The organism is Streptomyces roseus, from assembly GCF_001044425.1.
Taxonomy (GTDB): Bacteria; Actinomycetota; Actinomycetes; order Streptomycetales; family Streptomycetaceae; genus Streptomyces; species Streptomyces roseus.
The window spans coordinates 1-13,377 of sequence record NZ_LFML01000006.1; the positions used below are offsets into that span (position 1 = coordinate 1).

General features: G+C 71.2%; 14 protein-coding genes. 8 read left to right on the forward strand and 6 right to left on the reverse strand.

The window, feature by feature from the left end:
* From ACS04_RS00655 to ACS04_RS00665, 3 genes are all read right to left on the reverse strand, one after another.
* Positions 1 to 633 (reverse strand): NADH-quinone oxidoreductase subunit C (locus tag ACS04_RS00655; RefSeq protein ID WP_048474458.1); only part of this gene is annotated, 633 nt, incomplete at its 3' end.
* Positions 630 to 1,232, reverse strand: coding sequence for an NADH-quinone oxidoreductase subunit B (locus ACS04_RS00660; protein ID WP_048474459.1), 603 nt, complete (start codon positions 1,230 to 1,232; stop codon positions 630 to 632). The genes ACS04_RS00655 and ACS04_RS00660, both read right to left, overlap by 4 nt.
* Positions 1,223 to 1,630 (reverse strand): NADH-quinone oxidoreductase subunit A, encoded by a 408-nt coding sequence (locus ACS04_RS00665; RefSeq protein WP_048474460.1) that lies wholly within the window; start codon positions 1,628 to 1,630, stop codon positions 1,223 to 1,225. Before ACS04_RS00665 ends, ACS04_RS00660 begins: the two co-directional genes overlap by 10 nt.
* 148 nt (positions 1,631 to 1,778) lie before the next feature.
* Here ACS04_RS00665 and ACS04_RS00670 point away from each other — a divergent pair, with 148 nt between their 5' ends.
* From ACS04_RS00670 to ACS04_RS00690, 5 genes are all read left to right on the forward strand, one after another.
* Positions 1,779 to 2,984, forward strand: a complete 1,206-nt coding sequence (locus ACS04_RS00670) for a sensor histidine kinase (protein WP_048474461.1) — start codon at positions 1,779 to 1,781, stop codon at positions 2,982 to 2,984.
* 188 nt (positions 2,985 to 3,172) lie between these two features.
* On the forward strand, positions 3,173 to 4,486 hold the full coding sequence (locus ACS04_RS00675) for a sensor histidine kinase (RefSeq protein WP_048474462.1): 1,314 nt from the start codon (positions 3,173 to 3,175) through the stop codon (positions 4,484 to 4,486).
* Positions 4,487 to 4,673: 187 nt separating this feature from the next.
* On the forward strand, positions 4,674 to 5,333 hold the full coding sequence (locus tag ACS04_RS00680; protein ID WP_030161942.1) for a response regulator transcription factor: 660 nt from the start codon (positions 4,674 to 4,676) through the stop codon (positions 5,331 to 5,333).
* A 280-nt stretch (positions 5,334 to 5,613) separates the two neighbouring features.
* Entirely contained in the window at positions 5,614 to 7,557 is a 1,944-nt protein-coding gene (locus tag ACS04_RS00685) for a 2-oxoacid:acceptor oxidoreductase subunit alpha (protein WP_048474463.1), read from the forward strand.
* Complete coding sequence (locus ACS04_RS00690; RefSeq protein WP_048474464.1) at positions 7,550 to 8,617, forward strand: 2-oxoacid:ferredoxin oxidoreductase subunit beta; 1,068 nt, start codon at positions 7,550 to 7,552, stop codon at positions 8,615 to 8,617. Before ACS04_RS00685 ends, ACS04_RS00690 begins: the two co-directional genes overlap by 8 nt.
* A 34-nt stretch (positions 8,618 to 8,651) precedes the next feature.
* Here the strand turns inward: ACS04_RS00690 and ACS04_RS00695 are convergent, their stop codons facing one another.
* On the reverse strand, positions 8,652 to 9,041 hold the full coding sequence (locus ACS04_RS00695; protein WP_048474465.1) for a winged helix-turn-helix transcriptional regulator: 390 nt from the start codon (positions 9,039 to 9,041) through the stop codon (positions 8,652 to 8,654).
* Positions 9,042 to 9,159: 118 nt separating this feature from the next.
* Between ACS04_RS00695 and ACS04_RS00700 the strand changes: the two genes are divergently transcribed.
* The 3 genes from ACS04_RS00700 (at position 9,160) to ACS04_RS00710 (ending at position 12,692) form a co-directional block, all read left to right on the forward strand.
* Positions 9,160 to 10,014 carry an SDR family oxidoreductase gene (locus tag ACS04_RS00700; protein ID WP_048474466.1) on the forward strand — a complete coding sequence of 285 codons (855 nt, stop codon included), beginning with the start codon at positions 9,160 to 9,162 and terminating at the stop codon, positions 10,012 to 10,014.
* A gap of 145 nt (positions 10,015 to 10,159) precedes the next feature.
* A complete protein-coding gene (rarD, locus tag ACS04_RS00705; protein WP_048474467.1) occupies positions 10,160 to 11,164 on the forward strand; it encodes an EamA family transporter RarD in 1,005 nt (334 codons plus the stop codon).
* 211 nt (positions 11,165 to 11,375) lie between these two features.
* Positions 11,376 to 12,692 carry a M28 family metallopeptidase gene (locus ACS04_RS00710; RefSeq protein ID WP_048474468.1) on the forward strand — a complete coding sequence of 439 codons (1,317 nt, stop codon included), beginning with the start codon at positions 11,376 to 11,378 and terminating at the stop codon, positions 12,690 to 12,692.
* Between the two features lie 13 nt (positions 12,693 to 12,705).
* Here ACS04_RS00710 and ACS04_RS00715 read toward each other — a convergent pair whose 3' ends face one another.
* Positions 12,706 to 13,101 (reverse strand): hypothetical protein, encoded by a 396-nt coding sequence (locus ACS04_RS00715; protein WP_245236228.1) that lies wholly within the window; start codon positions 13,099 to 13,101, stop codon positions 12,706 to 12,708.
* A complete protein-coding gene (locus ACS04_RS00720) occupies positions 13,098 to 13,301 on the reverse strand; it encodes a ribbon-helix-helix domain-containing protein (RefSeq protein ID WP_225884906.1) in 204 nt (67 codons plus the stop codon). Before ACS04_RS00720 ends, ACS04_RS00715 begins: the two co-directional genes overlap by 4 nt.
* Positions 13,302 to 13,377: the final 76 nt, after the last annotated feature.

A 13,377-nucleotide genomic window follows, 5' to 3' on the forward strand; every position in this document is an offset into this window, starting at 1 on the left:
GGTACCCGCGGCCGCCGCGCGGGCGCCCCGGGCGGGGCGGGCCGGGGCCGGCGGGAGCTGGCCCTTCAGGGGACCCCAGTCGTTGGGGTCCGGCACGCCGGGCGGCAGCATCTGGCGGCGCTTGGGGGCATTGGGGTCGTGGGCCTCGCCCGGCTCCTTGGCCCCGGGCCACGCCTTCGCGACGCGCGCGGCCAGGACGAAGTCCTTCCGCAGCGGGTGGCCCTCGAAGTTCTCCGGGAGGAGGAGGGGGACCAGGTGCGGGTGGTCCGTGAAGACCACGCCGAACATCTCGTGCGTCTCGCGCTCGTGCCATTCCGCGCCCGCGTAGATCGCGACCGCGGAGGGCAGGGAGGGCGCCGAGTGCGGGACCGTCGTACGGAGCAGCAGGCGGCGTACGCGGTGGTTCTCCAGGGAGACGACGTGCGCGCAGACGCGGAAGCCCGTCCCCGGCTCGTCCACCGCGCTCAGCCAGTCGAAGTACGTGCAGCCGAGCTTGTCCCGGGCGATCTCCAGCGAGGGGACCCAGCTCCCGGGCGGCACGTCCACCGTCAGCACGTCGTAGGAGAGATCGGCCAGCGCCTCCGCGCCGAAGACCGTCGCCACCGCGTCGGGGAGGGAGTCGTAGAGGTTCACGCGCCGGCCCCCGGGGCGGGCGGCGGGGTGATCAGACCGCTGGTGAGCTGGGCGGTCGTCGGCCCGGTCGCGTAGCGGTCCGCCAGCGACTCCCTGGCGATCTTCTCCTGGAGCTTGAGGATGCCTTGGAGCAGCGCCTCCGGGCGCGGCGGGCAGCCGGGGACGTAGACGTCGACCGGGATGATCTGGTCGACGCCCTTCGTGACCGAGTACGAGTCCCAGTAGGGGCCGCCGCAGTTGGAGCAGGCGCCGAAGGAGATGACGTACTTCGGCTCCGGCATCTGCTCGTACAGCCGCTTCACGGCCGGGGCCATCTTGTCCGTCACCGTGCCGGAGACGATCATCAGGTCGGCCTGGCGCGGGCCCGGCGCGAACGGGATGACGCCGAGGCGGATGAAGTCGTGCCGGGCCATCGACGCGGCGATGAACTCGATCGCGCAGCAGGCGAGGCCGAAGTTGAAGACCCACAGGCTGTAGCGGCGGCCCCAGTTCAGGACCACCTTCATGGGCTCGGGCGCGAGGCGGGAGAGGACTCCCAGGCGCTTGGGCTCCGGGAGCAGCTGGGGCTCGGCCGGCGTCGCGGCCGGTGTCACGTCCATTCGAGGACGCCCTTCTTGTACGCGTAGAGCAGGCCGACGGCCAGGAAGCCCAGGAAGACGAACATCTCCACGAGCGTGGTGGCGCCGTAGCCGGTGCCCGCGAACACCGTCGCCCACGGGAAGAGGAAGATCGAGTCGACGGCGAAGATGACGTAGAGGAACGCGTACACGTAGTAGCGGACCTGGGTGTGCGCCCAGCCCTCGCCGACGGGGTCCACGCCGCACTCGTACGTCAGCAGCTTCTCGGGGGTCGGGACGACCGGTCTCAGCAGGCGGCCCGCGCCGAACGCGACGGCCACGAAGAGCACACCGAGGACGGCCAGCAGGCCGACGACCGAATAACTCCGGAAATAGTCCGCTGCGAGCACGGTTACGGTCGATACCGTCGGGTCGGGCACGTCCGTTCCTCGCTCCTTGGCCACTGTCGATGATCTGGTACGGACGGGAGTCTAGGGCCTGGTCCGCACAGGGTGGGGTTATCCCCCGTTTACAGCGGCCCGGCTGCCCCATGGCAGCGGCGGACCGGGATTTGGCACGCTGGGCCGCATGACCGCGCCCATACAAGCCTCCCACCCCGGTCCCGATCGTGACCGGCCGCCGCCCGTACGCCCCGCTCTGGGGGCCGTGGCATGGAAAGAGACCGTCCATCTGCTGGGCAATCTGCCGCTCGCGCTCGTCGGTTTCGTCTACACGGTGACCATGGTGGCGACCGCGGGCGGACTGTCCGTGACCGCGATCGGCCTTCCGCTGCTCGCGGTCGGTCTGTTCGGCTCCCGCCTGTTGGGACGGCTGGAGCGGGCGCGGGCGCGCGTGCTCCTGGGCGTACGGGTGGAGGAGCCGTCCCCGCTGCCGGGGCCGGGGCGGGCCGGCGGGTTCTTCCCCTGGCTGTGGGCGGGCGTGAAGGACCCGGTGGGCTGGCGCTCCGTGCTGTACGCGCTGGTCCGGCTGCCGTGGGGGCTCCTGACGTTCATGGTGGCGCTGGTGGGGCTGCTGGTGCTGTGGCCGGTGCTGCCGTACGTGGTGCGGTGGCTGTCGAACGTGGACCGGCTGATGGTGCGGGGGCTGCTGTCGCCCTCGGACGAGCTGGAGCGGCGGATCGCGGAGCTGGAGTCCGACCGGGGGGTGGTGGTGGACACGGCCGCCGCCGACCTGCGGCGCATCGAGCGGGACCTGCACGACGGGGCGCAGGCGCGGCTGGTGGCGCTGGCGATGGGGCTGGGCCTGGCGAAGGAGAAGCTGCTGGAGGATCCGGACGCGGCGGCCGTGATGGTCGACGAGGCGCACGGGGAAGTGAAGCTGGCCCTGCAGGAACTGCGGGATCTGGCGCGGGGGATCCATCCGGCGGTGCTGACGGACCGGGGGTTGGACGCCGCGCTGTCGGCGGTGGCCTCCCGATGCGTGGTGCCGGTGAAGGTGGCGGTGGATCTGGCGGAGCGGCCCGCGGCCGCGATCGAGGGGATCGCGTACTTCACCGTCTCGGAGCTGCTGCAGAACGTGAGCAAGCACGCGGGGGCGCGGACGGCGAGCGTGGAGGTCCGGCGGAGCGCCGGGTCCCCTCCCGCTGCGGCCCGGCTGCTGATCCGGGTCTCGGACGACGGTCGGGGCGGGGCCGCTGTGGGGGCCGGGTCGGGACTCGCGGGGCTGGCGGAGCGGCTGCGGGCCGTGGACGGGGTGTTCGCGGTCGACTCCCCCGAGGGCCGGGGGACGGTGGTGACGGCGGAGCTGCCGTGGCGCGGGCGCGCTGAGCACTGAGCCGTCGGCTCCGCCGTGGATCGGGATCCCCGTCCGGAACGGGGGTCCCGTCCGGAACGGGGATCCCGCAAGGGACGGAGCAGCGGTCCAGGCGGGCTGGATCGGAAGGTGGTGGGGTTATCCCCACCATGGGGACGCCTACCCGCCCGATGGTTTCGCGGGGGGCCGGGCGCGAGGGTGGGGTTGTCATGGGAGATACGGGAAGGGCGGGCCGGGATATGGGTTTCGGGCGAGCGTTGCGGGCCCCCGTGGAGGGGCGGACCTGGCGGGAGTTCGGGTATCTCCTGCTCGGGCTGCCGCTGAGCGTCTTCTACTTCTCGCTCGCGGTCACCGGCGTCAGTCTCGGCGCCGGGCTGCTGGTCACCTTCCTCGGGGTCCCGGTGCTCGCCGGGGTGCTCGCCATGTGCCGGGGGTTCGGCCGGGTCGAGCGGGGCCGGGCGCGGGTCATGCTCGGCGTCGACATCGCGGAGCCGGCGCCCGTCCGGGCGCGCAAGCGGGGCGCGCTGGCCGCCATGGGGGCCCTGCTCAAGAGCGGCAGTGCCTGGCGGCACGTCCTGTACTCCGTGATCCACCTCCCCTGGGCCGTCTTCGCCTTCACCCTGGCACTGGTGTTCTGGACGTACGGGTGGGCGTTCCTCCTGTACCCCGTCTGGTTCTGGGTCTTCCCGGCCTACACGGACATGCCCGGGCTCCAGCTCTTCCAGAACGACGACCACACCTTCTACCTCGACTCCCCCGCCGAGATCGCCCTCGCCTGCCTGGTCGGACTGGCCTTCACCCTGGCCACGCCCTGGGTGGTGCGGGCCCTGACCACCGTGGACCGCGTCCTCATCGCCGGACTGCTCGGCCCCTCGCGCCTCGACGACCGCGTCACCGAGCTGGAGTCGGACCGCGGGGTCGTCATCGACACCGCCGCCGCCGACCTGCGCCGCATCGAGCGCGACCTGCACGACGGGGCGCAGGCCCGCCTGGTGGCCTTGGCCATGGACCTCGGACTGGCGAAGGAGAAGCTGGCCGAGGACCCGCAAGCGGCCGCCCGCATGGTGGACGAGGCGCACGGAGAGGTGAAGGTCGCCCTCCAGGAGCTGCGCGACCTCGCCCGCGGGATCCATCCGGCGGTACTGACCGACCGCGGTCTGGACGCGGCACTGTCCTCGGTGGCCTCCCGCTGCGCGGTGCCGGTACGGGTGTCCGCGGATCTGCCGGACCGGCCCGCGGCCGCGATCGAGGGGATCGCGTACTTCACCGTCTCGGAGCTGCTCCAGAACATCAGCAAGCACTCCGGGGCCCGGACGGCGAGCGTGGACGTGTGGAAGTCCGGGGACCGGCTGCTGATCCAGGTCGTGGACGACGGCCGCGGCGGTGCGCGCGGCGACGGCTCCGGCACCGGGCTGGCCGGTCTCACCGAGCGGCTGGACGCGGTGGACGGGGTGCTGGTCGTGGATTCCCCGGCCGGTGACGGCACCACCGTGACCGCCGAGCTGCCCTGGCGCTCCCGGTAGTCCGGTTCCGGCGGTCCGGTTTCGGCGGTCCGCCCCCCTCCGTCCCCGGTGGGCCCGCCGGCGGCTCCCGCGTACGCCTCATCCGATGATCCCCACCCGCCTCCATTCGGCCCCCGGGCTGGGATGCTTGGCCCGTCAGGTACATCGGACGACGTGGACTCGGGAGCTGCTGGACGTGGAAGACAGGGTGCGGGTGGTCATCGCCGAGGATTCAGTGCTGCTGCGCGAGGGCCTGACCCGGTTGCTGACCGACCGGGGGCATGACGTCGTGGCCGGCGTCGGGGACGCGGAAGCCCTGATCAAGACGGTGGCGGAGCTGGCCGCCGAGGATGCGCTGCCGGATGTGGTGGTGGCCGACGTACGGATGCCGCCGACCCACACCGACGAGGGGGTACGGGCGGCCGTGCGGCTGCGGCGCGAACATCCCGGGATAGGCGTGCTCGTGCTGTCGCAGTACGTGGAGGAGCAGTACGCCACCGAACTGCTGGCCGGTTCCAGTACCGGGGTGGGGTATCTCCTCAAGGACCGGGTGGCCGACGTGCGCGAGTTCCTGGACGCCGTCGTGCGCGTGGCCCGGGGCGGGACCGCCCTGGACCCGGAGGTGGTCGCGCAGCTGCTCGGCCGCAGCAGGAAGCAGGACGTGCTGGCGGGGCTGACCCCGCGCGAGCGCGAGGTGCTGGGCCTGATGGCCGAGGGGCGGACCAATTCGGCCGTGGCCAAGCAGCTCGTGGTCAGCGACGGGGCGGTGGAGAAGCACGTCAGCAACATCTTCATGAAGCTCGGGCTGTCGCCCAGCGACGGCGACCACCGGCGCGTTCTGGCCGTTCTCACCTATCTGCGCTCTTGACCGGAAGACCGGGGCATTGATCAAAACCTTGATCAACTGACACCCTGTCAGGTGAGGCGTTCCCTCGCCCGGCCGCACGGGGCTCGCACCATTTCTGCACGGCACGAAATCTCGGAATCTCTCGGAATCCCGTGGACCCGCGTCATCCCACGGGATTCTCTCGACAGACCGCCGCGGACGACGGTCCAGAATACGAGCGTCCCCCAGGGATGGCCGCCCCTGCCGACGTAGGGTTGACCTTGGGAACGGGAACGCCACGCCTCGAAGGAGGTCCAGTTCAGTGACCAGCCAGGTCAGTAGTCCAGCCGAGCAGGCCGACGGGGCCGAAGGTGCCGTAGTCGGCGAACAGCGGACCCCCCGGGCTCCGGGGGGCAAGGAAGTACGCCGTCTGGACCGGGTGATCATCCGCTTCGCGGGTGACTCGGGCGACGGCATGCAGCTCACCGGTGACCGCTTCACCTCCGAGACGGCCTCCTTCGGGAACGACCTCTCCACCCTGCCGAACTTCCCGGCCGAGATCCGCGCCCCCGCCGGCACCCTGCCGGGCGTGTCGTCGTTCCAGCTGCATTTCGCCGATCACGACATCCTGACGCCGGGCGACGCCCCGAACGTCCTGGTCGCGATGAATCCGGCGGCGCTGAAGGCGAACATCGCGGACGTCCCGCGCGGCGCCGAGATCATCATCAACACCGATGAATTCACCAAGCGCCCGATGGCGAAAGTGGGCTACGAGACCTCGCCCCTGGAAGACGGCTCGCTGGGCGCCTACAACATCCACCCGGTGCCCCTGACCACGCTGACCGTGGAGGCGCTGAAGGACTTCGGGCTCTCCCGCAAGGAGGCCGAGCGCAGCAAGAACATGTTCGCGCTGGGGCTGCTGAGCTGGATGTACCACCGGCCCACCGAGGGCACGGAGAACTTCCTGCGGCAGAAGTTCGCGAAGAAGCCCGACATCGCCGAGGCGAACGTGGCCGCGTTCCGCGCCGGCTGGAACTTCGGCGAGACGACCGAGGACTTCGCGGTCTCGTACGAGGTCGCCCCGGCGACCCGCGCCTTCCCAACGGGCACCTACCGCAACATCTCCGGGAACCTGGCCCTCTCGTACGGCCTGATCACGGCGAGCCGGCAGGCCGATCTGCCGCTCTACCTGGGCTCCTACCCGATCACCCCGGCCTCGGACATCCTGCACGAGCTCAGCAAGCACAAGAACTTCGGCGTACGGACCTTCCAGGCCGAGGACGAGATCGCCGGCATCGGCGCGGCGCTCGGCGCGGCCTTCGGCGGCGCCCTCGGCGTGACCACCACCTCCGGCCCCGGCGTGGCCCTGAAGTCCGAGACGATCGGCCTGGCGGTCTCCCTGGAGCTGCCGCTGCTGATCGTGGACATCCAGCGGGGCGGCCCGTCGACGGGGCTGCCGACCAAGACGGAGCAGGCGGACCTGCTCCAGGCCATGTACGGGCGCAACGGCGAGGCCCCGGTCCCGATCGTTGCCCCGCGGACGCCGGCCGACTGCTTCGACGCCGCCATCGACGCCGCGCGGATCGCGCTGACGTACCGGACCCCGGTGTTCCTCCTCTCCGACGGGTACCTCGCCAACGGCTCCGAGCCCTGGCGGATCCCGGACGTCGCCGACCTTCCCGATCTGAAGGTCCAGTTCGCCTCCGGGCCGAACCAGCGGCTCGCGGACGGCACCGAGGTGTTCTGGCCGTTCAAGCGGGACCCGCAGACCCTGGCCCGCCCGTGGGCCGTCCCGGGCACGCCCGGGCTCGAACACCGCATCGGCGGCATCGAGAAGCAGGACGGCACCGGCAACATCTCGTACGACCCGGCCAACCACGACTTCATGGTCCGCACCCGCCAGGCCAAGATCGACGGCATCCGCGTCCCCGACCTGGACGTCGACGATCCGGACGGGGCCCGGACACTCGTCCTGGGCTGGGGCTCCACCTACGGCCCCATCACCGCCGCCGTCCGCCGCCTGCGGGCCGCCGCCACCCCCGTCGCCCAGGCCCACCTGCGCCATCTCAACCCGTTCCCGAGGAATCTCGGGGAGGTCCTGAAGCGTTACGACAAGGTAGTGGTGCCGGAGATGAACCTCGGGCAGCTCGCCACCCTGATCCGGGCGAAGTACCTGGTCGACGCCCAGTCGTACACCCAGGTCAACGGAATGCCGTTCAAGGCCGAGCAGCTCGCGAAGGTTCTCGAGGAGGCCATCAATGACTGAGGTGACCGACGCCCCCCATCTGCTCTCCCTCGTGCCGAAGGCCGAGGCGAAGCAGTCGATGAAGGACTTCAAGTCGGACCAGGAGGTCCGCTGGTGTCCCGGGTGCGGTGACTACGCGGTACTGGCAGCCGTACAGGGCTTCATGCCGGAGCTGGGACTCGCGAAGGAGAACATCGTCTTCGTCTCCGGGATCGGCTGCTCCTCGCGTTTCCCGTACTACATGAACACGTACGGGATGCACTCGACCCACGGCCGTGCCCCGGCCATCGCCACGGGCCTGGCCACCTCCCGCCGCGACCTGTCGGTGTGGGTGGTCACCGGCGACGGCGACGCGCTCTCCATCGGCGGGAACCACCTGATCCACGCACTGCGCCGCAACGTCAACCTGAAGATCCTGCTGTTCAACAACCGGATCTACGGGCTGACCAAGGGCCAGTACTCGCCGACCAGCGAGGTCGGCAAGATCACCAAATCCACCCCCATGGGCTCGCTCGACGCGCCCTTCAACCCCGTCTCACTGGCGCTCGGCGCCGAGGCCACCTTCGTCGCCCGGACCGTCGACTCCGACCGCAAGCACCTCACCGAGGTCCTGCGCGCCGCCGCCGACCACCAGGGCACAGCGCTCGTGGAGATCTACCAGAACTGCAACATCTTCAACGACGGCGCCTTCGAGGTCCTGAAGGACAACGCGCAGGCCCAGGAGGCGGTGATCCGCCTGGAGCACGGGCAGCCGATCCGCTTCGGCACCGACGGCCACAAGGGCGTCGTACGCGACCACGGCACCGGGGAGCTGGAGGTCGTGGACGTGACCCCCGAGAACGAGTCCCGGATCCTCGTCCACGACGCGCACGGCGCCGGCCCGACCACCGCCTTCGCCCTCTCCCGCCTCGCCGACCCGCACACCCTGCACCAGACGCCCATCGGGGTCTTCCGCAGCGTGGAGCGGCCGGTCTACGACACGCTGATGGCCGAGCAGCTCGACCAGGCCGTCGACGCCAAGGGCAAGGGCGATCTCAGCACCCTCCTCGCCGGCAGCGACACCTGGACGGTCGTCGGCTGATCCCCACCCCGCAGGCCGGCCGGCCCGGAGCCCCTCAGGAGCTCCGGGCCTCGTCGTACGCGGCCCGGGCCGCCTGGACGTCGGCGGTGCGCCGCTCGGTCCAGCGGGCGAGGGCGTACACCTGCTCGGCGGCCTCGCGCCCGAGCGCGGTCAGCGAGTAGTCGACGCGCGGCGGGATCACGGGCTTGGCGTCCCGCAGCAGGAATCCGTCGCGCTCCAGCGTCTGGAGGGTCTGGGCCAGCATCTTCTCGCTGACGCCGCCCACCTCCCGGCGCAGTTCGCTGAATCGGTACGAGCGCTCGACGAGCGCGGCCAGCACCAGGACCCCCCACCGGCTGGTGACGTGCTCCAGGACGCCGCGTGAGGGGCACATCGGGGCCTTCACGTTCACGGCCGGCACGGTCGGCTGCTCACTTACTTCCATACCAGTACCTTACTTTGAAGTGGGTACTTACGAAAGGTTAGCGCTCTCCCTAGGGTGGTGGCATATCCCGAAGCCGGACATGGCCCACGCCAGACGTGGCCCACGCAAGGAGCGCACCATGAGCATCGTCGTCACCGGAGCCACCGGAGCCCTCGGCCGCCTCGTCGTCGAGGAGCTGCTGAAGAAGGTCCCCGCCGAGCAGGTGGCCGTCGTCGTCCGCAGCAAGGAGAAGGCCGCCGACCTGGCCGAGCGCGGGGTCGCGGTGCGCATCGCCGACTACGACGCCCCCGAGACCCTGGCCGGCGCCTTCCGCTCCGGCGACCGCGTCCTGCTGATCTCCGGCAACGAGGTCGGCCGCCGGGTGCCCCAGCACCTCGCCGTGATCGCGGCCGCGCGGACCGCCGGCGTCGCCCAGCTCGCCTACACCGGGATCCTCGGCGGCCCCGAGGCCGACTTCGACCTGGCCGCAGAGCACAAGGTCACCGAGCAGGCCGTCCTCGACTCCGGCCTGCCCTACACGTTCCTGCGCAACGGCTGGTACCACGAGAACTACACCGCCCAGCTGGGCACCGTCCTGGAGCACGGCGCGGTCGTGGGCAGCGCGGGCGAGGGCCGGATCGCCTCGGCGGCCCGTGCGGACTACGCCGCCGCGGCAGCGGCCGTACTGACGGGCGAGGGGCACCTGAACCAGGTGTACGAGCTCTCCGGCGACTCCGCGTGGAGCCTGGCGGAGTACGCGGCCGAGGTCGCGGCGCAGAGCGGCAAGGAGGTCGCGTACAGCGAGGTCCCGGCCGAGACGCACCTGTCGATCCTGACCGGCGCCGGCCTGCCCGAGGGCTTCGCGGCGATCCTCGTCGACGTGGACGCGGCGATCTCCCGCGGCCGGCTGGCCCACACCGGCGGGGACCTGTCCCGCCTGATCGGCCGCCCGACGACCCCGGTGGCCCACGCGATCGCCTCCGCGCTGGCCTGAGCGGGGCCGGCCGCGGCCGGGTCCGTCCCGCCGCGGCCACGCAAGGCCGCGGAGGTGTCATGAGTATCTCCCGTGTACGGGCATGACATCCGCTCCGCCCGGCGCTACCTTCGTGAGGTTGGCCGAATCACGACTGGAGGGCCCCGTGAAGGCGGAGAACGAGCAGCGCACGGGTTTGCTCTACGGATTCGGCGCCTACGGGATGTGGGGGCTGGTCCCCCTGTTCTGGCCGCTGCTCAAGCCGTCCGGGGCCATCGAGATCCTCGCCCACCGCATGGTGTGGTCGCTGGGCGTGGTCGGCGTCCTGCTGCTGGCCCTGCGCCGCTGGTCCTGGATACGGGACCTGCTCCGCACGCCCCGCAAGCTGGCCCTGACCGCCCTGGCCGCGTCGGTGATCTCCGTGAACTGGGGCCTGTACATCTGGGCCGTCAACAACGGCGCCGTCGTCGAGGCCAGCCTCGGCTACTTCATCAACCCGCTCGTCACCATCGCGATCGGCGTGCTGCTCCTCGGCGAGCGGCTGCGCCGGGCGCAGTGGGCCGCGGTGGGCATCGGCGTGGCCGCCGTGCTGGTGCTCGCCATCGGGTACGGACGGCCGCCGTGGATCTCGCTCGTGCTCGCGTTCTCCTTCGCCACCTACGGGCTGATCAAGAAGAAGCTCGACATGGGCGGGGTCGAGTCGCTCGCCGCCGAGACCGCGCTGCTGTTCCTGCCCGCCCTCGGCTACCTGCTGTGGCTGGGCGCGCAGGGCAGGTCCAGCTTCGCCACGGAGGGCCCCGGGCACGCATCGCTGCTCGCCGCGACCGGGCTGGTCACCGCGATCCCGCTGGTCTGCTTCGGGGCGGCCGCGATCCGGGTGCCGCTGTCCACGCTCGGCCTGCTCCAGTACCTGGCCCCGGTGTTCCAGTTCGCGCTCGGTGTCGTGTACTTCCACGAGGCGATGCCGCCGGAGCGCTGGGCCGGGTTCTCCCTGGTCTGGGTCGCGCTGGCGCTGCTGACCTGGGACGCCCTGCGCACCGCGCACAGGACGCGGGCCCGGCTGGAGGCGGCCCGCACCGCCGCCGCGCCGGTGCCGGCCACGGCGGGCGCGCCGGTGCCCGCGCCGACGGCGGCCACGGCGGCCGAGCCCGCGTCCGAGCCCGCGACGTAGCCCCGTACCGCGTCCCCGACACCCCCACGATCCCCGCCACGGAACCCCCGTGGCGGGGATCGTCCGTTTTCCGAACCACCCTGACCGAATCGCGGTCTTGACGGGCCGTCACCCTTCCACCGAGCATCAGGCTCGCACTGACGCACGATCGCTCAATTGCGCCACCCCGCACGTTCCGTTCAATCCCCAACGGAATCCCGGAGTCCCCCACATGAGCCTGTCCGTCTCCCGGCGTCTCGCCGCCGTGACCGCGATCGCGGTCGCCGGCCTGTTCGCCTCCGCCGCCCCCGCCGCATTCGCCGCCCCCACGGCGGCGACCGCGGCGCCGACCCCGCCCGACATCCCGGTCGCCAACGTCAAGGCGCACCTGGCGCAGTTCCAGTCCATAGCCACCGCCAACGGCGGCAACCGGGCCCACGGCCGGGCCGGCTACAAGGCCTCGGTCGACTACGTGAAGGCCAAGCTGGACGCGGCCGGGTTCACCACGACCCTGCAGACCTTCACCAGCAGCGGCGCGACCGGCTACAACCTGATCGCCGACTGGCCGGGCGGCGACCCGAACTCGGTGCTGATGTCCGGCTCGCACCTGGACTCCGTGACCGCCGGCCCCGGCATCAACGACAACGGATCGGGTTCCGCCGCCATCCTGGAGACGGCGCTGGCCGTCTCGCGCGCCCAGCTCCAGCCCACCAAGCACCTGCGGTTCGGCTGGTGGGGCGCGGAGGAGCTCGGCATGGTCGGCTCGAAGTACTACGTGAACAACCTGCCGGCCGCCGAGAAGTCGAAGATCTCCGGCTACCTGAACTTCGACATGATCGGCTCGCCGAACCCGGGCTACTTCGTCTACGACGACGACCCGACCATCGAGCAGACCTTCAAGGACTACTACGCGGGCGTCGGCATCCCGACGGAGATCGAGACCGAGGGCGACGGCCGCTCCGACCACGCCCCGTTCAAGAGCGCCGGCATCCCGGTCGGCGGCCTGTTCTCCGGCGCCGACTACACGAAGACGGCGGCGCAGGCGCAGAAGTGGGGCGGCACCTCCGGTCAGGCCTTCGACCGCTGCTACCACGCCTCCTGCGACACCTCGGCGAACATCAACGACACCGCCCTGGACCGCAACTCCGACGCCATCGCGTACGCGATCTGGAACCTTGGGGCGGCCACCCCCGTCCCGCCGGGCAAGTCCTTCGAGAACACGGCGGACGTGAACATCCCCGACTCCCCCGGCGCCGCGGTGAGCTCGCCGATCACCGTCTCCGGCGTCACGGGCAACGCCCCGGCCACCACCAAGGTCGACGTGAACATCGTCCACACCTACCGCGGTGACCTGGTGGTCGACCTGGTCGCCCCCGACGGCACCGTCTACAACCTGCACAACCGCAGCGGCGGCAGCGCCGACAACCTCGTCCAGACGTACACGGTCAACGCGTCGAGCGAGGTGGCCAACGGGGTCTGGAACCTCCGGGTGAAGGACGGCGCGGCGCAGGACACCGGCTACATCAACAGCTGGAAGATCACCTTCTGAGCCGGGGAGGCGGCTAGGACGAGGCCGTCTGCGGCTCCTGTATGAGGGCCCGGAGCTCCTCGGCGACCGTCCCGATGTCGGCGCGGCCCCGCTTCGCCGCCTCCACCAGGTCGCCGAGCTCCTCGGGCGAGGGCAGCTGTTTGGCTCCCGCCACGCGCAGGTACGAGCGCGTGGCGGCGGCCGCGTAGAACTCGTTCATCGGCGATTCCAGGGCCGGGCACACCGCGAGGGTGTGCAGAAACGCGGCGGCCCGCCACGCGGTGTCCGGGGCGGGCTGTTCGGGCACCAGGACGAGGTCGTTCTGGTGCCGGGCGACCGCGGCGGCCACCCCGGAGGGATCCCACACGGCGGGATCCGACGGGAGATGGTGGGCCAGGGCGGTCCAGGCCCACTCCATGGTGATCTTCAATTGCCGAACCGCTCCTGGAAGTAGCCCCAGTGGTCGGCGAACTCCTCGATGCCGGACAGGAAGTTCTTCCTGTCCTCGTCGAGTTCGCGTTCCGTTACCTCGGTGATCAGCGCGGTGACCGTCGTCCCCAGTGCCGCCGCGCGCGCTTTGAGGCGCTCGTGGAACTCTTCGTCCAGGCGGATGGTGACGTGTCTCGACATGCTTTTCACCGTACAGCGGGCGCGCTGTACACAGGGCCACAACGGCCGAAGGGTGGGCGGGGACACAGTCCCCGCC